This window comes from Budvicia aquatica DSM 5075 = ATCC 35567 (assembly GCF_000427805.1).
Classification (GTDB): domain Bacteria; phylum Pseudomonadota; class Gammaproteobacteria; order Enterobacterales; family Enterobacteriaceae; genus Budvicia; species Budvicia aquatica.
Genome location: NZ_ATYS01000052.1, coordinates 18,035 through 37,497 on the forward strand (window position 1 = coordinate 18,035; position 19,463 = coordinate 37,497).

General features: G+C 47.2%; 16 protein-coding genes and 1 pseudogene. 7 read left to right on the top strand and 10 right to left on the bottom strand.

The annotated features are described in order from the left end of the window. Window positions 1-155: 155 nt before the first annotated feature. Entirely contained in the window at window positions 156-638 is a 483-nt protein-coding gene (locus YWE_RS0117095) for a cold-shock protein (RefSeq protein ID WP_029095632.1), read from the bottom strand. 188 nt (window positions 639-826) lie between these two features. Here YWE_RS0117095 and YWE_RS0117100 point away from each other — a divergent pair, with 188 nt between their 5' ends. From YWE_RS0117100 to YWE_RS0117120, 5 genes are all read left to right on the top strand, one after another. Further along, window positions 827-1,525, top strand: coding sequence for an RluA family pseudouridine synthase (locus YWE_RS0117100; protein WP_029095633.1), 699 nt, complete (start codon window positions 827-829; stop codon window positions 1,523-1,525). A 131-nt stretch (window positions 1,526-1,656) separates the two neighbouring features. Beyond that, on the top strand, window positions 1,657-2,217 hold the full coding sequence (locus tag YWE_RS0117105; protein ID WP_029095634.1) for a nucleotidyltransferase family protein: 561 nt from the start codon (window positions 1,657-1,659) through the stop codon (window positions 2,215-2,217). A 447-nt stretch (window positions 2,218-2,664) separates the two neighbouring features. Then, window positions 2,665-3,714: an ABC transporter substrate-binding protein gene (locus YWE_RS0117110; protein WP_029095635.1), complete on the top strand. Its 1,050-nt coding sequence runs from the start codon at window positions 2,665-2,667 to the stop codon at window positions 3,712-3,714. Next, entirely contained in the window at window positions 3,714-4,535 is an 822-nt protein-coding gene (locus tag YWE_RS0117115; RefSeq protein ID WP_029095636.1) for an ABC transporter permease, read from the top strand. The genes YWE_RS0117110 and YWE_RS0117115 overlap by 1 nt, the downstream gene beginning before the upstream one ends. 9 nt (window positions 4,536-4,544) lie before the next feature. Continuing rightward, a complete protein-coding gene (locus tag YWE_RS0117120; RefSeq protein ID WP_029095637.1) occupies window positions 4,545-5,363 on the top strand; it encodes an ABC transporter ATP-binding protein in 819 nt (272 codons plus the stop codon). Between the two features lie 80 nt (window positions 5,364-5,443). Here the strand turns inward: YWE_RS0117120 and YWE_RS31985 are convergent. After that, window positions 5,444-5,538, bottom strand: a pseudogene (locus YWE_RS31985) (transposase); the annotation flags it as partial. 93 nt (window positions 5,539-5,631) lie between these two features. Between YWE_RS31985 and YWE_RS0117125 the strand changes: the two are divergent. After that, the gene (locus YWE_RS0117125) at window positions 5,632-6,327 is read left to right on the top strand and encodes an alpha/beta fold hydrolase (RefSeq protein ID WP_029095638.1); all 696 of its coding nucleotides are present in this window, start codon (window positions 5,632-5,634) and stop codon (window positions 6,325-6,327) included. An 831-nt stretch (window positions 6,328-7,158) separates the two neighbouring features. Here the strand turns inward: YWE_RS0117125 and YWE_RS0117130 are convergent. The 7 genes from YWE_RS0117130 to YWE_RS0117160 form a co-directional block, all read right to left on the bottom strand. Further along, the gene (locus YWE_RS0117130; RefSeq protein WP_029095639.1) at window positions 7,159-8,574 is read right to left on the bottom strand and encodes an amidohydrolase family protein; all 1,416 of its coding nucleotides are present in this window, start codon (window positions 8,572-8,574) and stop codon (window positions 7,159-7,161) included. Window positions 8,575-8,609: 35 nt separating this feature from the next. Further along, the gene (arcC, locus tag YWE_RS0117135) at window positions 8,610-9,560 is read right to left on the bottom strand and encodes a carbamate kinase (RefSeq protein ID WP_029095640.1); all 951 of its coding nucleotides are present in this window, start codon (window positions 9,558-9,560) and stop codon (window positions 8,610-8,612) included. Between the two features lie 117 nt (window positions 9,561-9,677). Next, window positions 9,678-11,225, bottom strand: coding sequence for a hypothetical protein (locus tag YWE_RS0117140; RefSeq protein ID WP_029095641.1), 1,548 nt, complete (start codon window positions 11,223-11,225; stop codon window positions 9,678-9,680). Window positions 11,226-11,414: 189 nt separating this feature from the next. Then, window positions 11,415-12,845 (bottom strand): YlbE family protein, encoded by a 1,431-nt coding sequence (locus YWE_RS0117145; RefSeq protein WP_029095642.1) that lies wholly within the window; start codon window positions 12,843-12,845, stop codon window positions 11,415-11,417. Then, window positions 12,842-14,392 (bottom strand): acyl-CoA synthetase FdrA, encoded by a 1,551-nt coding sequence (gene fdrA, locus YWE_RS0117150; RefSeq protein ID WP_029095643.1) that lies wholly within the window; start codon window positions 14,390-14,392, stop codon window positions 12,842-12,844. The genes YWE_RS0117145 and fdrA overlap by 4 nt, the downstream gene beginning before the upstream one ends. Further along, window positions 14,377-15,276 (bottom strand): oxamate carbamoyltransferase subunit AllH family protein, encoded by a 900-nt coding sequence (locus tag YWE_RS0117155; RefSeq protein ID WP_029095644.1) that lies wholly within the window; start codon window positions 15,274-15,276, stop codon window positions 14,377-14,379. The genes fdrA and YWE_RS0117155 overlap by 16 nt, the downstream gene beginning before the upstream one ends. 78 nt (window positions 15,277-15,354) lie before the next feature. Then, complete coding sequence (locus YWE_RS0117160) at window positions 15,355-15,960, bottom strand: ankyrin repeat domain-containing protein (protein WP_029095645.1); 606 nt, start codon at window positions 15,958-15,960, stop codon at window positions 15,355-15,357. Window positions 15,961-16,278: 318 nt separating this feature from the next. On the opposite strand from YWE_RS0117160, the gene YWE_RS0117165 reads away from it, so the two are divergent. Continuing rightward, window positions 16,279-17,205, top strand: coding sequence for a LysR substrate-binding domain-containing protein (locus tag YWE_RS0117165; RefSeq protein ID WP_029095646.1), 927 nt, complete (start codon window positions 16,279-16,281; stop codon window positions 17,203-17,205). A gap of 145 nt (window positions 17,206-17,350) precedes the next feature. Here YWE_RS0117165 and YWE_RS27650 read toward each other — a convergent pair whose 3' ends face one another. After that, window positions 17,351-19,456 carry an autotransporter outer membrane beta-barrel domain-containing protein gene (locus YWE_RS27650; RefSeq protein WP_051323404.1) on the bottom strand — a complete coding sequence of 702 codons (2,106 nt, stop codon included), beginning with the start codon at window positions 19,454-19,456 and terminating at the stop codon, window positions 17,351-17,353. Window positions 19,457-19,463: the final 7 nt, after the last annotated feature.

Here is a 19,463-nt window from a genome sequence, read left to right on the forward strand (position 1 = left end):
ACGTTCAGTGAGTCATATTCGCTGCTGGCATAGGGCGGTTACCAGAAAGGATTTTAGCCAGCTAAAAGCGAGCATTCACGCCGCCAAAGCCGGAACCTTGGCAAAGCAGAGAATAGTGTTTCCAAGTGATTGGCCCTGCTATCAGCCGTACTGGCTCAGACCTTAAGCATTTTCACCGTAGCATCCACGTCTATCTCATCTTCCGTGAAGATTAACGTTGATCCCTGGAAGGTGGTGATCGCTAATTTTTTTAGCGAACGCATTTCACCGGGCTTAGCGGCTGATTTCGGCCTGATACTATTCATCAATATACCCACAGACATCACCACATTTTCTTTATCAATATGGCTATCGGCTGACACTTCTTCACTGAAAACCAGGTAAGACTTAATCGAGGTAAGCTTAAGGCGCTCGCCGGCGATATAGATGTATTTGCTTTCCGGTAAGACTTTTACAGCATAAGCTGACAACCCTTTGTTATTGGTAGTAGGTTCGAAAGTTACCGCCGCATCTTTCTTAATCAGCTCAGGATTGGCGACTTTAATCACATGAAAATAACGGTTATCCCCGTTTTCATCTTTGATAAATCCAAAACCTTTATCTTCAAACCACGTTGTGATCGTTCCATTCATCGCCATTACCGCCTACTTAATCGTTTATTAACTCAATTTTTGCAACGCGCAGTGTAAAGCACAATGGCTGCGCAGACTACGTCTTTGGTTTAAGTCTAGATGATAAATTTCCCGGATGCGGTGAGAACGGCCAGATTCGCCAGTCGGTTTAAAATTGGTTATCATCCGCTCCCACTCTCCATCCGGCTAACCTGATGTCTAAGATTATTGATACCTTTATTGCCCCGCCGTGCCATGACGAGATCGAGATTCTCTATCAGGACGATCATCTGGTGCTGATCAATAAACCCGCCGGGTTGCTTAGCCTCTCCGGGAAAAATCCACAAAACCTCGATTCGGTGCATCATCGGCTGGTAGAGATATTTCCCGGCTGTACCCTGATCCACCGCCTTGATTTCGGGACTTCAGGGCTGATGGTGATTGCCCGCAATAAGGCGATCAATGCCGCCCTTTGCCAACAGTTCAGCCAGCGCACGGTGACCAAAGTGTACAGCGCCCTGCTGTGCGGACATCTGGAAGACAACCAAGGAATAATAGACGCGGCGATTGCCAAAGACCCGGCGCTATTCCCGCTGATGTCGATTTGCGCAATCCACGGCAAGCCCGCTCGCTCTTACTACCGGGTCGTTGAGCGCTTTTATCATAAGTTGGAAGACGGAGCGCTACTACCATTGACGCGGGTCGAGCTAACCCCGGAGACCGGACGCACTCATCAACTGCGTATCCACTGCCAGCAGTTGGGCCACCCTATTTTGGGCTGCGACCTGTATGGCGGCCTGATGCTGCCGGGCACCGAACGGACACCACGATTGATGCTGCACGCCAGTCAGCTGCATTTTGTTCATCCCGTCAGCCAAGAGCCGATCAAGGCACACAATGCCAGCCCGTTCTGACAGCGAAAGTCTCTATAACGGTGTCGTAGCCAGCGCCCCCGTTGATGAGTGCACGGTGAAGTAATGCTGATATTATTTCTACCCTCCAGCAGATACCAATATATGTAACAATTTTTCTAATCGGGAGAATTATGAAGTATCAGAAGGAATTGCAGAGATTATTGTTAGATGACCCTATAAGAATGAAGGCCCTTTACGCTGTTCGGGCATTAAACCTTAGTGATGGCTGGATCGGTGCCGGGTTTGTGCGGGATGCAGTATGGGATCGCTTACACGGATATGGGCAAAGACCCGTCGCTGGTGACGTGGACGTCGTCTGGTTCGACTCAGAACGCAGTGATCCAGCTCAGGATAGCTATTTGGAAGAGAAGCTGAGTCAACAATCTTCAGTGTTCAATTGGTCGGTGAAGAATCAAGCCAGAATGCATCAACGTAATGGTAATGGCCCCTATCTCTCAACAGAGAATGCTCTGCTGTATTGGCCTGAGACAGCAACGGCTGTCGCAGTCAGAGTGGGAAATACCCATATTATTGAGATTATTGCGCCCTATGGGCTTGGCGACCTGTTTGAATTACGTCTAAGGCCAACACCTCAATTTGAGGGAGAAAAGTTGAATATTTTTAGGCAACGTTTAACCACAAAACGGTGGGCTGAACGCTATCCCATGCTGCAACTTATCGTTCCCTCATAATCAGCAGCGGTAAATGCGGTTTCAATGGCGAAGTTTTTAGTGCAGATGAAAGATCATTGAGCCCCTTTCTATTTTTAATTAGCTCAGAAGCTGACGCTTTAATTATATTTTACCCTTTAAATTACATTTCATTTTTAATCAATAAGATAATCTAAAAAAAGCGTACTTATATAAAAACGGGAACAGCCTCTTATTGTTAACGCCAACATTTAACCATGATTAGCCTGATTGACGCCAGAAACAATCATTTTTAGGTATTAGGAAACCGCTAAGGATGTAATAAGCATTGATGGTGCGTGATTTTTATCACAAAAATATAATTATTCACACCGACAAGTTAATTATGTGTTAATGTTTTGTTTCGACCTTGTTTAAATTTAATTCAGTAGTATTCATCATTATTGAAAGGCTAAGGTATTTAGATAATTTAAATATAAGGAAAAACAGATGATCAAATTCACATTAAAATCTATAAAATTTGTTAATTCGTCCGGAAGCGCATTGATTAATTTATTTGCTCTCATATTAACTTTATCAATTTTCACATCCAATGTTGCTCTAGCACAAATAACTACAGAAAAACCAGATGTAGTACGGCTTGGAAATCTCAAATTTGCACATTATGGTGCAATTTCTTATATGAAAGAGATTGCGCCAAAATACAATTTAAAGATTGAAGAGTTCATGTTTGCGAAGGGAATTGATATTGCTCCAGCAATAGTATCAGGCCAAATTGATATAGCAGCCAGTGCCGTTGATGCTGCAATCTCAACGCGAGCTCAAGGCATCCCAATATATATTATTGCCGGATTTGCTAAAGGCGGAGCTCGTGTCGTCGTTGGCAAGGATAGCACTTTTAAATCAGTTTCTGATTTAAAAGGTAAAAAGCTGGGTGTAGCACGAGGTGGTGCTCAGGAACTCCTTATTCTGGCGGAGTTAGATAAACATGGATTAACGTGGTCTGATCGACCAGGAAAGGACGTTAGAATTGTTTATATGGCCTATGCCGACCTTAATCAGGCCCTTCAGGCTGGTAATCTGGATGCTATCAGCCAATCAGAGCCTCAAGCCAGTCAGGCAATTAATATGGGTTATGGTGTCGAATTGTTGAAACCCTATGATACCCCTGTTGGAATGCCAATTCGCGCTTTAGTAATGACCGAAGCGATGTATAAAGATAAGCCTGATGTTGCTGCTCGTGTACTTGCATTATTTGTTGAAGCAACGAATACCTTTATTCAACAGCCTGAACTCGCAGAAAAATATGTTCGCGAAGAAATGTTTAAAAATCAAATATCCTCACAAGATTATCAGGATGCCATAGGCAACTCGCCATTTAGTTACGATATTACAGTAGAGCACGTTCAAATAACGACAGATCTAATGAAGAAATACGGTATAGGCCGTATGAGTTCTCCCCCGGTTGCCGCTGATTGGGTTAAAGTAGATCTGCTTGATGCCGCGAAAAAAACATTGTTACCGCTGGATTCTAAATGATGAAGAATCTGAATATTTATCAATATATCAAGTGGATCACGGTACCGGTCATTGTGCTTTTGTTTTGGCAAATACTTTCGATGTCTGGCTGGATACAACCGACAATATTGCCATCACCAATAGCCGTTGTCGTGCGCTGGTTCGAGTATCTTTTACCCTATGAACCCTTCAATCCGGAAACGTCAAGCTGGCTGAAGTGGAGCCTTTCCGGCGAGTTACTTCATGATGCCTGGGCTAGCATCTATCGCGTTATTATCGGTTTTTTGATAGGTCTTATTCTTGCTTTACCCCTTGGGCTATGGATTGGTTCCAGTCAGTTGGGTAATGACCTAATGAATCCTTTAATCCAATTTTTACGCCCCATTCCCCCCATTGCTTATATTCCATTATCAATGTTGTGGTTCGGCTTAGGGGATCCCCCTGCATTTTTCCTGATAAGCATCGGTGCTTTTTTTCCAATACTTATTAATACCATCGCCGGTGTTCGTAATGTTGACAGCATATATATTCGGGCAGCGCGTAATCTGGGCGCTAGCCAGTTCACGATGTTCCGACGTGTAGTTCTTCCTGCGGCTACCCCTTATATTCTGACTGGCATGCGCATTGGTATAGGAACTGCGTTTATTTGCGTGATTGTAGCCGAAATGATCGCCGTTAATAGCGGTGTAGGATATCGAATTTTGGAAGCTCGCGAATACATGTGGTCCGACAAAGTCATTGCGGGCATGCTTACCATTGGTTTTATCGGCCTGATCATTGATTTATGTATGAATTATCTAAATCAACATCTTTTACGTTGGCACCGCGGAATGGAAAACTGAGGAAATAATATGAAAATATCAGATAATACTATTGCGCAAAATGAGATGAGTGAAATCAGCATTAATAATGTTGATAAAATATTTGGTCATGGGGAAAATATCGTCACTGCATTGAATAAAATAAACATTCAGATCTCACATGGTGAATTCGTTTGTTTATTGGGCCCGTCAGGCTGTGGAAAATCAACCCTGCTTAATGCCATCGCGGGATTTTCTCTACCAACCAGCGGTGAAATTATCGTTAAAGGTGAAGTTGTTAAAAAACCAGGCCCGGAGAGAGGAATGGTTTTTCAAGAATACGCTCTGTTTCCATGGATGAATGTAGAGAACAACATCGCATTCGGTATGGACATTAAAGGCGAGTCAAATGAGAAACGTCAATTAGTCGTTGAGGATTTACTGAATACTTTGGGTTTAAGTGAATTTCGCACACGATTCCCGAAAGATTTGTCTGGCGGTATGCGTCAGCGCGTTGCAATAGCGCGAATTTTAGCTCTTGATCCTCCTATCATGCTGATGGATGAGCCTTTTGGTGCACTTGATGCCTTGACGCGTCGGTCATTACAAGACGAATTATTACGCATATGGGAAAAAAGCCGCAAAACTATCATATTTGTTACTCACTCTATTGAAGAAGCTATCTATCTTGGAACCAGAGTTGTCGTTCTGACTTATCGTCCTGGTAGTGTAAAGCGGGATATTGCTATTGAAATACCGCGGCCGCGTGATAGTAGTAGTGCCGAATTCAACGAAATAAAACGTGAGCTGGGAATACTCGTGATGGAAGAGCAACAGCGATTTTCTGATGCAGAGCGGAGAGGAGAATAGAATTTATAGCCTAGATGCCATCCAAGTTGTCCGCTTGGGAAACAAAATACCCTGTATTCCCCAGTTTTTAGTTAGGCCCTTACGGACAACCAGAATTTAGCCCTTCCGTCCGGGCTATCCATAACCCTAACAGCTCTTTTTGACCACCAAGGTTAACTACAAGGGCAAAACAAACTTAGCAGATAGGTGTGATTATCTATCAAAACCTACTCAGTCAACGAGATAGGTGTGATTATCTATCAAAACCTACTCAGTCAACGAGATAAATATGATTTATGTCCCTCGCTCAATATTACTGATTCCAGGTTACATGCTGGATGAAAAGCTATGGGATGAATTTGAAATATATTTACCTAAAGAGTGGTCTGTTCTTCATGGTCCCCTTGAAGGAGGGAAAACAATCCGTGAGATAGCACGACACTTAGCCGCTATTTCGCCGCACAAAATGACAGTAATCGGTTTTTCATTGGGTGGCTATATTGCCCGACAGTTGGCTGCGGATTTTCCCGATCAAGTCGATTCGTTAGTCATTATTGCCAGTTCGCTTCGTGAAGACACGATTCATCAGATTGAAGCAAAGCGACAACTCATACAGTCACTATCAGCATCAAATTTTAAAGGACTGAGCAGCACATCTATAGCAAGGTCATTACACCCATGTAATGCATCAAAATCAGAGCTGATTGCTCATATTAAACAGATGGGGAACCGTTTGGGGTACGAGGCGCTTGTGACTCAATCGGCATTGCGCAGAGAAGGTGTCCCGGCTGCAATGATACAGTGCCCGACATTGATTATTGCGGGCTCCGATGATTCCCTGCGTCCTTTCGAAGAAGTAAAAGAACTGGCCGAGGCAATTCCTGGAGCCTTACTTAAGTCTATTACCGATAGTGGGCACATGCTACCGCTGGAACAGCCTCAGAAGCTGGCAACAGTGATTATTGACTGGCTGATGAAAAAATGAGTCGCTAGCGCTAGCGACGTATTATCGGCTTAATTTTTTGCCTGGGCTCGATATACTCACCAGCGGTGATAAATGCCCTCTTTTGGCCCTACAAAGAAACCGCCTCCCCCAGCTTTTTGCACCCCTTATCCAAAATCCAAAATTCCTCCGTCAATTACGTTGCCCATTAATTAACCCGTTAGCCGTAGCGATATACCCGATTTAAAGCCGCTATTATTTGGCCGTCAGCAGAAATGCAAAACCCCGCAGTGCGCTAACACTAACGGGGTTTCTAACCACAACGTTAAACGAGGTAACATCACGGCTGCAAATGAGCATACTCAAACTCACTCACAATTTGTACCGGAATATTGATCAAATAGTCGATGCGTATCGAAAAATCTTCATTTAGTTTCAGTCGGTTACTCCCTACTTTTTGGAGGGATATTGCATAGTTAAGCGTACAGGTAATACGCCGCTAACGGTACAGGAACTGGCCGAGCAATGCTTTACGCTTATCAGCATACTATCGAGCCTTGAAAACCCTGCGCTGAGAGAATCGCTATTCTTTATTGCACTGGAAAAACACAGAGCACTGTTGTCGTTACTGTGTGGGGGGGATTCCGGCGTCCCCCCAATCCCCGTGTAAATGAAAACGCATAGCCGTAGGCGAAGCAAACATTCGCATCGCGAATGGCCTGTAAGGTGAGCGCAGCGAATCATCTAGGTTTTAGCTCACCAATTAACTCCAGGCCTAAAGGCTGGATCCCGTTTTTCAACGGGATGACGACGATGACGGGGCCACACTCTGGTCATCCCTGTGCAATCAGGGATGACGGAAAGAGGGTTAACCTACACTGCCTTACCCACAGAACCATAAACCAAACGCCCCTGATGGAAGGTCGCCTGTCGACCCGACACTCGGGCTACCGCCTCGGCGGAACAGCTGGCATCGACCAAAACAAAATCAGCCTTATCATTTACCTTTGGCCAAACTCGCTGCCCTTTGCTGTCCAGCGGTAATACGTTGCCGGTAGCAATGGCCAAAGAACGGGATAAGGTGAATTCATCCGGTCGGGTGTAAAGCTGGGCGTAGAGATTGGCTTTTTCTAACATATCGCCGGAGCCAAAAGGCGACCAGTGATCGATAACGCTATCAGTGCCGGTCATGACAAAAACCCCTTTCTCCGTCAGCTGCGGCAACGGCATATGCAGGGTGCCGATAGGGATGGATGAGGCAATAGAAATTTGTTGCTCAGCCAGTCGCGTGGCGGTCTCTTCAATCTGCTGCGGACTCAGCGTCGACAGAGCAAAAGCATGGCTGATGGTTACATTACCTTTGAGCGATGGATTTTTTACTACGGTATCAATAATATAATTAACCGCTGCCACGCCTGCCGGGCTGGTTTCATGCAAATGAATATCTACCCCTTTGTGAGAATCCAGCGCAATCTGAAACATGGTATCGAGGGATTTTTCCATCGCGCCGTCAACGTTGGTCGGATCCAGCCCGCCGACATATTGCGCCCCCATCTTCATGGCTTCACGCATCAGATTTTCTGATTGGGAATGCAATAAACCATGCTGTGGGAAGGCAACCACTTCACAGCTGAACTCCGGTTTACGTTGCTCCAATACCACCATCAGATTTTCCAGATTTTTAAGCCCTGAAACCGGATCAACGTTGCAATGGCTGCGTGCAATCACCGAACCTTTTGAGTGGAGTAAATCAATCAGTTTACCCGCCCGCTCTTGCGTGGTTGGCTGAAGGGTTGGCAACAGCTGCTGTTCCAGCGTAATCATATCCATAATAGTTTTTCCCTTACGGGAACGGGGAGCCTGCCACGGGCCACCATAGAAGGTTTTGTCTAAATGGATATGCATATCGCGGAAGGCCGGTAACAGTAGTTTTCCCATCCCGTCATAGGCCGGAAGGCTGTTATTTAGCCCGCTGCCAGATGAGTGAATCTGAATAATCTTCCCGTCTTTAATTTCCAGAGTCGCTAAGTCAGTTTCTGTGGCAGTAACAACACTCCCCTCATAAACAAAGCCCTTCTCCAGCCTGACATTTTTTAGATAATAGTGGGGATGGTTAATTGAAGTCATAGCGCTCGCTGAGTTATCCGCTGTTTTACAGTCCACCGAAGACGTAGACGCAGGTGCGGCATAAGCCAGACCGCCGGTGGCGCTGATAGCCGCTAAAACCGTCGCCAGTTTACCGCCCTGAGTAAGAAACTGTCTTCTTTTATTCTGGTGAGTACTTTCCATTTTTACTCCTTAATCATAATAGTTGACCAATAAAATCAATGAATAATATGAGTGCCTGTCTCGCCCTTCAGCGCCTGAGGTAGTTTTTCAGGTACCGTAATAATCACTTTGCTACCGCCATTGGCTAAAAAAGAGAGGCTCGCCTCTATTTTCGGCAGCATGCTCCCGGCCGGGAAATGCCCTTCGGCGATATATTGCTTAATTTCATCCACGGTGACTGAATCCAAAGCTTGCTGATTCGGCTTACCAAAGTTGATGCAAACCTTCTCAACGCCGGTAGTAATAATCAAGGTATCGGCATTTAGGGTTTCAGCTAACAGCGTAGTCGATAAATCTTTATCGATAACGGCATCAACGCTGTGATATTGCCCGTCCCGATCTTTAATCACCGGGATCCCACCGCCGCCCGCACTAATCACCACAAAACCACTGTCAATCAGCGACTTTATCGCCTCAGTTTCAATGATCTTTATCGGATCCGGTGATGCCACCACCCGACGATATCCTCGCCCTGAATCTTCAACAAAGCACCAGTCCGGATATTCGTTCAGTAAGTGATCGCGCTGCGCTTGAGTAAAGAAAGCACCAATCGGCTTGGTCGGGTTAGCAAAGTTAGCATCCAGCTTATCCACCTCAACCTGGGTAATCACCGTAATGGCTTTTTTGTCGCTCTGACGGGAAGCCAGTTCATTATTCAACGCTTGCTGAATCAAATAACCAATTCCTCCCTGAGTGTCCGCCACACAGTTTGCCAGCGGCGTTAAAGGAAGATGCTCACGTTCATTAGCAATTTCAGCACGGCGCAGATCTAAACCGACATGAGGCCCGTTGCCGTGTGTCAGCACAATGTTGTAGCCAAGTTGAAGCATATCGGCGATATGTTTTGCCACCTCTTTGACCGCAATCTCCTGATGTTCAATCGTTTGGTGAGCGTTATCTTTAATAATGCTGTTACCACCAATGGCTATCACCACAAGTTTTTTCATGCCTTATATCCTGCGCGAGGGGAACTGGTTTAACCGGTGGGAAAGCTTTATCCACCGGTCAGGTTGATGACGAACGGGTTACTGCTTAGTTCAGCAATGTTAGCTATTTCAGTAATGCTATTTCGATAATGCAGAGCCCGGAGTGTTGTCGGCCGCAGCCTGTTTGCTATCGATAAAGTGCTTAATCACAAACATCACCGCCATCATCAGATAGGCGTAAACAAACATCATTGACGGCCCTTGCGCAAAGCCGACCACCGGCGCGTGAATCACACCGAACAGGGCCAGCACCGAGCCCACTGCCGCAGAAATGGCCCCACGCAGCGGTTTATTCAGAATGGCGAAAATCGCAATACAGCCCCAAAGCATACTGCCCAGCGGCGCGCCGTTGCCTAAGTGAACTAAACCGGTGTAATAGACCCCTTTACTGGCTAATACCTTCGAACCGATAGCCGCACCCGAGGTTCCTGCCGCACTCAGCACGTTGTTAACAATGGTTAGTGCCCAGTTGGCTATCCACGGGAACAGACAGATAAAGATAACCGGAACTTCATTTTTCGGCGTTTCTCGCACCACCTGATTGGCGGTAACCACGCCGATAAACACCAGAATAGGCACGATTGCGGTCATCGGAATAATCGCCAGCATAAAGGCGCCCAGGCCAAACAGCGGAACGATAAACATGGTAATACCTGAAGCCAGCGTATAACCGATGCTTGCGCCCATCGCTTTCCAGCCCGCATGGCCGACATACACCGTGACCGGGAACGGATTGCCTAAGAAGCAACCCACGGTAGAAGAAAGACCGTTGGCCAGCATCACGTTACGGGTGTTGTATTCATCCCCGGCGGCGTGAGCACTTTCGATGTTTTCCAAGTCGAAGATATAGTTAGCCAGCCCTAACGGTACTGCCGATGCCAGATATGGCAAGGCATGAGGAAGCCCCTGCAAGAAGCTATCAATGTGGATCCCCGGAGGGTTAAAGCCAAATGATGCCATCGACGCTTTAATCGCCTCAGGGCTTTGCAGACCGGAAACCCAAGCCAGAACCGTACCGGCAACCAACAGTAATAAACCGGTAGGAATACGGGCAAATATCGGTGACTTACCAAACCAGTTAATAAAGATCAGCAGCAGAACAATAAAAGAGACGGTCGGCGCTTCAAACGATTGCAGCATCGGGTTCATCGCCAGCAGCAGCAGGCCCAGACCTGATAAACAAGAGAGCAGCACGGTACGCGGGATCATCTTACGAATAGTTTCACCCAGGAATGAACCGCCCACCAGAATCATCGCTTCAACAAAACACCAGACCAGCGCGATTTGAATAGCAAACTCGGCGTTCTGGGTTTGCTGATAAACCGGCATGATAACCAGAAAGGTGACGGTAAAAATCGACGGCGCACTAGGGCCAGAAGGCAGAGCAGTAACATCACTGCGCTGAGTTGCTTTGGCCAGTTGAGCACCAAAATAGGCATAGCTGATACTGGCGAGCAGAACGGCAAATCCGAACGCAGGTGCAATCCGGCCATAAACGATTTCAGTAGGAATACCGACAACAAAAATCAGTAGCCCCATCATGGTTAACAAATTAGTCAGGTTATTGGTCATCAGGCCAAAATATGCCGCCCAGTCGCCTCTTTTCCATCCGATATTTAATTTCATGGGAATATACCTTACAAAGAAGATCTTAATTGTTATATGTCACTTCAGGTCGCCTGCACTCAGGCAGTGACTGAACGACACTTAATGTCTTGTAAGTCATGGTGATGTTTCCCTGGTGAGTAAAATAAACAGGGAGTTACCACCTGTACTGATGCCCTTCAACCATCGCAGTCGAAGGGCATGCCCTATTTACTCTCGTTGAACATAACGCGCACTGAAGGCCAGCAATGCTTTCTCGAAGCACTCAAACGGCGGGTGAACAATACCTGCCCCAATCATGCCGATACCGGCATCTTTATGCGCAATGGCGGTATTAATCACCGGCAGAATGCCGCTGGAAGCCACTTTGGTAATATCAATGCCGGTCGGAATCCCCATAAAGCCCAGTAACGGAATAGTGATATTAGGGTTTTCGCCTAAGGTGATTTCCCGCATCTGACGGGAGAAATCGACCGCCTCTTCTACCGTTCCGCCAACCAGAGCAACAATTGCCGGAGCCGTTGCCATCGCGAAGCCGCCAATACCGTAAGACTCAGTAATCGCGCTATCGCCGATATCCAGCCCTGAATCTTCCGGCTTATAACCGGCGAACATCGGGCCAATAACCTGCTGAGAAGGACCGGTTAACCAAGTGCCCGGTAATCCGCTGACGCGCAGACCGAACTCAACGCCGTTGCGCGCCATGGTGGTCACTACCGTGCTGTATTCAATGCCGTGTGCCGCATCCAGTGAAGCTTTACACATTGCCATCCAGGTCGGGCCAGAGAAGTAATCGCTGCTGGCAACAAAATCAAATACCTCTTTTTGCTGCGCCACAGAGAAATTGGTCTGAATGATATAAGGCGTGAGTGCCTGAATAAGCAGCGTAGTGCCGGCATTATTACGGTTATGACATTCATCCCCCATATGTAACGCTTGAGCCAGCATCAGGCGTAAATCAATCTCTTTTGCCAGTTTCATGGCATCACGTAACATTGGCCCCAATACATCACGCATCCAGATCAGACGGTCAATCACACTTTGGTCGTTGGCCCCCATGCGTAATATTTTCGCCATCTGTTCGCTGAGGTTGGTATAGGCGATGTTGCCGTAGGTTTTGTTTTCCACGATGTGCATAAACATCGATGCAGAGGTAACCCCGGCCATCGAGCCGACGCAGTTATGTTCATGACAGGGTGAAAAGGTAATTTTGCCGGATGCCGCGACTTTTTCAGCGTCAGCAAGGTCAGTGGCTAACCCTTCAAAAACCAGCGCACCGGTCACCGCCCCTTTCATTGCGCCGCACATCCGCTCCCAGGTAATCGGCGGGCCGGCGTGCAGAATGGTGGTTTTAGTCATGCCCGGAACCACATTAATCGCCTGATCAAAACCAATTAACACCGGCTGAGACTGAATAATGCGTTCAACCGCCTGCTGATTAGCTGCGGCAATTTTTGCTGCCAGCTCGGGAGCTTCCAGCCGATCAAGCGCAGCAATAACCGCTAAGTTACCGCCGCCCGGCGGCGTCCAGCTTAAGTGAGTAACGCTAACGTTTTGCGCCTGAAGGTCATCTTTAAACATCTCAATGCCGACATTAATCACGTTTAAATCACTGGCAAACAGTTGTTGAATCTGGCTCATTTGGCATCCCCTTTGGCAACAAACTCTCTTGATAACAATCCGGTATTGGTACAACTGCTTGAAATGGTGACGCCCGCGTCTTCTAACTGCTGTATTTGCTTAGCCATGTCCGGCTGGTCTAAGTCAGTACCCAGCACATAGCCTAAAATTTCCAGATGGCGTTGCTGCTCTTTTGCCAGCTTTTTGGCCTGATAAATGGCGGGCAGCATCACGCCTACCGGATCCTCGTGCGAACCAAAGCCAAGAATAAAGTCCATGGCAATAACGCCGACTTCAGGATCGCGGGCTTCTTGGAGGAAACGCTCAATGCGGTTTGACGGGTCGATCATCGGATGAGGCTTACCGTTGGTAAAATCATCATCACCCAAATCAAGGAAGGTATGCTCAATACTGTGGTTCAGATCTTTCAGGCGCAAGTTAAGATCTTTTTGAATATTGCTGTAGATATTGGGGTATTTCTCCATTGCCAGATACATCACTTCATCACAAATCGTACCGCCGCAGAACAGGCCGCGGATATACTTTTGCTCGGGCTTTAGCTTTGCCCTGACCTCTTCAATCAGCGGCCAGTTTAAAGAGTGAAGATCGATATCCTCTTCTTTTATGCCGGTTAACAACACGGCTTTTAACGCAGCTTGCTTGGTGGTCTGAGCAAAATGACCGCCGGCTTTAACCACCCGCTGTTCACAACCACCGATAAAACACACAACTACCGGTTTGGTACAGTTTTTAATATTGGCCAGAACCTTCAGCTCTACGCTTTCAGCCGGTGGTTTAGAGATAAGCACAATAACCTGTGTGTTCGGGTCTTTATCCAGCACGTTCATCGCATCCAGCATCATGATGCCGCCGATCTTTTCACTTAAATCCCGACCGCCGGTCCCGATTAGCTGTGAAACACCGCCGCCAAAGTCATGGATACGTACGCTCACTTCCTGACTACCGGTGCCCGAGGCACCAATAATACCAATACTGCCCTGACGTACCGCATTACCAAAGCACAGCGCTTTATTGTTAATAATCGCCGTTCCGCAGTCAGGGCCCATCATCAATAAGCCCTTCCGGTGAGCCAGCTGTTTTAACGCCAGTTCATCATCAATACTGACATTATCGCTGAACAGCATAACGTGCAGATCCTGCTCCAGCGCCTTTCTTGCCTCTCTGGCCGCATAGGCACCGTTAACTGAAATCACCGCCAAGTTTGCTTCAGCTACCTGACTCTTGGCTGATTCAATGGTGGCGTACCGGGCTTCAAAATGAGAGCCGCCCGAGCTTTTCTTTTTAAATAACGCTTCAATCTCCGTCAGAATCTGATCGTTATCGGCACCGTCTTTGCCTTTAATGACAATCATCAGATCGCCATTTTTGGCCTCTTCAAGCTCTTTGGTTAATAAATTCAGGTTGCGTAAAACGCCCTTATTCATTTCTGTTGCCATCGCGACAATAGCCTGATCGACATGTTCAATCTGGTTGGCTTTGGTCGAAATAGACATCAGCGATACCGAATCAAAATAGGTATTCTTTTTAATTACTATTTTTGTAGACATGTTGCCTCTCCAAGTTTTTGACTCAGTTCTAATCCGGCCAGCATCCCTGTCGCAATATCGGTACCGGAGGTAGAACCTATTTTTAAAACAGCGTCTATTTTTGCTATCAGGTGGTTTTTATTGCCGCCAACCATGGCGACTAATAAATCAACGATGCTTTCTCTGACTAAGCCCTGTGCAGCTTTTGAGATAGCCATATAGCTAATAGGATTCGTTTGTGAGCCACATTGAGAAATGGCCTGATATAACTGAGATAAGCAGCCCCGGGCCGGATTGCCCGGCATTGCCAGTACCGCACAAAGCCCGACTAAAAAGTCATCGCCTGCCGGCGTTAAACCAATACCTAAACCAACACATCGATTAACCCATGGTGCAATCTGCGCCATATCACCTCGGGCTAAACAGCTGATAAGCTCTCGGGTTGCCAGTGACAGCTGAACCAACATTTGTTGCTCAAACGGGGTTATCTCTCGGTCAGTGATGGCTTTTATGCCGCCACCAATACCCTGCTGCTCAATACGTTCGGTTAATAAGTTAATTGATTGCTCAATAACCCGGTGGTGACTGATATATTCAGGTAATTCACAGCGCCACAAATTTACACGCTCAAATGAAACGGATAATTGATGATTTACCACCAATTTATTGTGGTTAATAAATACCGGCTGATGCTGAAATAAATTCAATTCATTCAGATTATTTAAATTAATGACTAGGGTATTCGGTGCATTATCAACAGAACGACAGCCAATGGTGTAAAGCTGATTATTATCGGCATCGCTAATATTGATAACTTTATTAAATACGCTATGTATACGGCCATTAAACCGCCCTGAATTTAATCGTTGAATAAATTCAGTTTCGCCGGAAAAAGCAATAACCATCCTGTTCACCTAATAATGAATTATGGTGATGGTGACTTAATTATTTAATATTAAATAATTGGCTGCTTATAAAGCGGGTTATGCACCCGCTGCAATTAATAAATCAGCAATTTCGCTATAGCCTTTTTCTTTGGCCAGCTGCAACGGCGTTTTGCCATATTTGTCGGTCATACCCGGATTAGCACCGTGCTCCAGCAATAGCTTAACGATCTGCTGCTGCCTGACACCGCCGTCGTTTAATACGATCGCTTCAAGTAGCGGAGTCCAACCCACAAAGTTAGTGTGGTTGACGTTAATCGTGGTGGTTTCAAGCAGTTCACGAACCACTTCCACATACCCTTTTTCACTGGCCGGCGTAATACCAACGCCGCCAAAACGGGTTAATCGGGTCAGGTCTGCCCCGGCTTTTACCATGATACGAATCAGATTCAGATCGTTGGTTAAACAACCCAACAGGAAGGGATTAAAACAGGTTTCATCTTGTAAATTGATATCTGCGCCTGCGGCAGCTAAATATTCAACCAGTGCGTAATGTTTATTCAGGCTGGCCAGTACAATAGCGGTTCTGCCCTGGCGGTTAGTCGCATTGATATCGATATTCTGTTTGAGTTGCTGTTTGAGTGATTCAAGATCGCCTTCTGTAGCCGCTTGAAAATATTGAGTTAAGACGTGATTATTTGACATATTAAGATCCCCAGTAATATTTATACTTCCCGACTATACCGTTTTTTAATCAAAAGAATAATTTTACAAAACACGATTATTTAACAAAACGGCACAGATGAAGAAAAACAACGACCCGAGTACAAAACCTTTGCATCAAAAAAACGACATTCTTTAATAAAAATACTTTTACCTTAAGTTGTGGGACTTATTATTTAAATAGACAGTACCAAAGGAATTCATTTATTAAAAGCCACTTGAAAATCACTTGGCAATTTGCCGTTAATTTGTGAAACTGATTCAACAATCAGCTGATAAACTGGTGCAAGGTCAAAATAAATGAACTCGATTTTCTCTGAAGAGAACCTCCATACGTTTTCCGTCGTTGCCAGATTAACCAATTTTAGCCGGGCAGCCTCAGAATTAGGCATTACCACTTCCGCAGTAAGCTATGCCATTAAGCGCATGGAAAACTACCTCGGCAGCCCGTTATTTATCAGAACCACCCGAAACGTTGAGCTTACCGAGTCCGGCGAATATTTTTACCGCAAGACGCTAAACCTGTTAGATGAGTTTCGGGCCATTGAACGCAGCGTTAGCAGCATCGATCAGGGTATTGAAGCCCGGCTGCGCATCTGTATTAATAAGTTGCTCTATACTCCCTATCATACCGCTACCCTGTTACGTCATTTAAAGCAGCGCTTCCCTTCCTGTCAGGTAATTATTATGACGGAGGTCTATAACGGCGTTTGGGACGCTCTGCTCAATAAAAATGCCGATATTGCCATTGGTGCCCCCGATACCTTAATGGGAGGCGGTGGTATTGATTATGCCAAACTGGGCCATATCCATTGGGAGTTTGCCATCCCGCCGCATCACCCGTTGGCCTTACTGCCAGAGCCGATTGCAGAAAGTCAGCTGCGTATTTACCCGACCATAATGGTTGAAGACACCGCTTACGATATATCCAAAAAAGTAGGCTGGTTATTGCACGGACAAGAAGCAATACAGGTGCCGGATTTTGAAACTAAATGTCAGTCCCAAATATTAGGTACCGGCATCGGTTTTCTGCCTGACTATTTAATCAGGCCCTATGTTGAAAACGGCCAGCTGATTATCCGTAAAATTCAAAACCCCCGACAGCCGTCAGAAATGCTGCTGGCCTCACGGCACAGTATTAAGGGGCTGGTAACCCAGTGGATTAAACGCGGATTTATGAAAAACGGGGTGTTGTTTGAGTTGTATAAGGATTTGTTGCATGAATAGCGTTTAGAACGCTGTGGTTTGGTAAGGTGGTTTAATTTGAGCTTAGCCTAAGTTTGATCTGCATAATTAAGGGCGCACAGCCATATTGACTGCACGCCCTTGTGTTTTAGCTCAACCTATCAGAACCGGTACTTCACACCCAAGGTCACCGCGGTATCACTGTAACCGTTATCCCCATCTGCTGGGCCACGTTGCTCCACAGATTCAGGTGTGAGTTCAACTGACCTTCCGCACCCAGCTTGAGCTCACCGACGTTGCGGCTGCCGGACTGTTTAACTTCGGTGCCGTCCAGTATCGCTCCGGCCTGTTGGCTGTTGTGCAACCAGTTAGCTTCGGCGTACACGGTAAACAGCTTATCGGTGCCTTTGTCTTTATCACTGACGCCGTCGCGAGAGACTTTAACGCCCAGACGGGTTTGCACGTTGTCGTGTCCGCTGGACGAGACCCGGGTGCCGCCGGCCTCACGATGGTCATCGGCGGTGATGCCGTTCCAGCTTATCTGCCCCTGCGGAGTGATAAACACATCTCCGTTCAGGCCCTGATACACCGGNAAACGGTAACCCGCNTCAANNGANGCNCTGAAGCCGTCNATATCGTAAGACTCTTTGGCCACGTCCTGACCGTTGACTTCGGCATCTAACCAGCTGTACTGCACCCAGCTGTCAACATAAGCCCCGTTCAGAGTCTTGGCATCCTGATACCAGGTGCCGTACACACCGGTGCTGTAGCCGTCGATGCTGCTGTTGGCCTTGTAGCCGGTTTTCTGGCTGTGAACCTTACTGTCTGCCTGACCGNAAGCCATCATAATGCCTAAGCCAAAGCGGTCAGTGTCGGTAAACTGCGTAGCCAACACTTCGCCCCCGCCCTGCACCACATAGCTGTTAGTGGCGGTGCGCAGTTGACCGGTGCTGTCACGGTGTTTATTGCGCGAGCCTTCCTGACGTAACCATAAGCTGGAGTTCTCCGCCCGGCCTTCACGGTCGCTTAAGCGCAGGCTGAACAGATTACCCGCCGCCGCCATATTGGCCATATAGCCCCCGGCTTCCGGACGATAAACCGACGGGTCCGGATTAAGTGAGCTTAGGGATGAACGCAGATACCAGTCACCGTCAGTTGGCGTGGCAATGCCGCCCTGATACAGGAAGTATTCATAAGCCCCGGCAATGGCCCGGCCGCTTAGGCTGAACTGCNCCTTAGAGCTGCCCTGAACGTCAATCAGCTTAATGCCGTCTGANGTCTGAGCCCCGTCACCGCGGGCGCTCATGACCATCACTTTACTCTTACCGTCAGTGTCGCCGGTAATGCGTAACATATCGGTGGATGAATTATCGCCGTCCAGCGTGGTGTTAAAGATTATCGTGCCGGTGTCAGTACCGGTGTAGTTACCGTCAATGGTGAACTGACCGTGGCCGCCGCCGGTTAAGGCATGGCCCATAATCAGGTTGCCACTGTTAGTCACATTACCGGTCACGCTGCCGTAGCCGCCTAATGCCCCGTCTTCGCCGATAGTCACGTTACCGGTCAGGTTAGCCAGTGAGGCTGAGCCTTGTTCTCCGCCAATCAGTAATAAGCCATTCTCAATACGGGTCAGGCCGGCCGAGACATTATCTGACTCCAGTTGAACCGTACCGGTGCCTTTCTTCACCAAGGTGCCGCTGCCGCTGACGCTATTGTCCAGCGTCCACAGGCCGGTGGTATCAATGGCAAAGGTGCCGCTGTTGCTAATCGTGGCGGTACCCAGCTGATTTTTCTCAGTAGCGGTTAAGGTGGTACCAGTCTCAGTGGTAAAAGTACCGCTATAGCCGGCGTTATTACCGCCCAGGTACATATCCGCACCCTGGGTTAATACCGTGTCACCGCTGCCGTTCAGGCTGTTAAATAAGGTACCTTTAGCGCTGTCTAAGTTCAGGGTGCCTGCACTATGGATATTAATAATGCCCTGGCCTAAACCTTGAGGCTTNGTCAGTCGGGCGGTAGCCCCGCTNTCAATCTCNGTGGTACCGGTAAAGTGGCTGCTGTTCTGATTAAGNGTCAGGGTATCGCCGCTCAGGATAAGCTTGCCCTGTCCCGTAAAGGTNCCGTCAGTTTGTCCGCCNNNGNTNANGGTTAANTCACCGCCGTTGANGTTAATCACGCTGTCAGCCATCGCCGCCAGTGAGCCTAACGTCTGGCGATTGCCGTTCAGGTCTAAACCGGTATGGCTCTGCATATTGAGCAGGCCGGTTTGGCCCAGAGCATGATGGGTAATCATCACCACA

Bases quoted from the DNA above. Each gene is read 5' to 3' on its own strand.
- YWE_RS0117105 (WP_029095634.1), top strand. From the start codon at position 1,657: ATGAAGTATCAGAAGGAATTGCAGAGATTATTGTTAGATGACCCTATA.
- YWE_RS0117145 (WP_029095642.1), bottom strand. From the start codon at position 12,845: ATGAGCCAGATTCAACAACTGTTTGCCAGTGATTTAAACGTGATTAAT.
- YWE_RS0117100 (WP_029095633.1), top strand. From the start codon at position 827: ATGTCTAAGATTATTGATACCTTTATTGCCCCGCCGTGCCATGACGAG.
- YWE_RS0117125 (WP_029095638.1), top strand. From the start codon at position 5,632: ATGATTTATGTCCCTCGCTCAATATTACTGATTCCAGGTTACATGCTG.
- YWE_RS0117160 (WP_029095645.1), bottom strand. From the start codon at position 15,960: ATGTCAAATAATCACGTCTTAACTCAATATTTTCAAGCGGCTACAGAA.
- YWE_RS0117155 (WP_029095644.1), bottom strand. From the start codon at position 15,276: ATGGTTATTGCTTTTTCCGGCGAAACTGAATTTATTCAACGATTAAAT.
- YWE_RS0117165 (WP_029095646.1), top strand. From the start codon at position 16,279: ATGAACTCGATTTTCTCTGAAGAGAACCTCCATACGTTTTCCGTCGTT.
- YWE_RS0117140 (WP_029095641.1), bottom strand. From the start codon at position 11,225: ATGAAATTAAATATCGGATGGAAAAGAGGCGACTGGGCGGCATATTTT.
- arcC (WP_029095640.1), bottom strand. From the start codon at position 9,560: ATGAAAAAACTTGTGGTGATAGCCATTGGTGGTAACAGCATTATTAAA.
- YWE_RS0117115 (WP_029095636.1), top strand. From the start codon at position 3,714: ATGAAGAATCTGAATATTTATCAATATATCAAGTGGATCACGGTACCG.
- YWE_RS0117110 (WP_029095635.1), top strand. From the start codon at position 2,665: ATGATCAAATTCACATTAAAATCTATAAAATTTGTTAATTCGTCCGGA.
- YWE_RS0117130 (WP_029095639.1), bottom strand. From the start codon at position 8,574: ATGGAAAGTACTCACCAGAATAAAAGAAGACAGTTTCTTACTCAGGGC.
- fdrA (WP_029095643.1), bottom strand. From the start codon at position 14,392: ATGTCTACAAAAATAGTAATTAAAAAGAATACCTATTTTGATTCGGTA.
- YWE_RS0117120 (WP_029095637.1), top strand. From the start codon at position 4,545: ATGAAAATATCAGATAATACTATTGCGCAAAATGAGATGAGTGAAATC.
- YWE_RS0117095 (WP_029095632.1), bottom strand. From the start codon at position 638: ATGGCGATGAATGGAACGATCACAACGTGGTTTGAAGATAAAGGTTTT.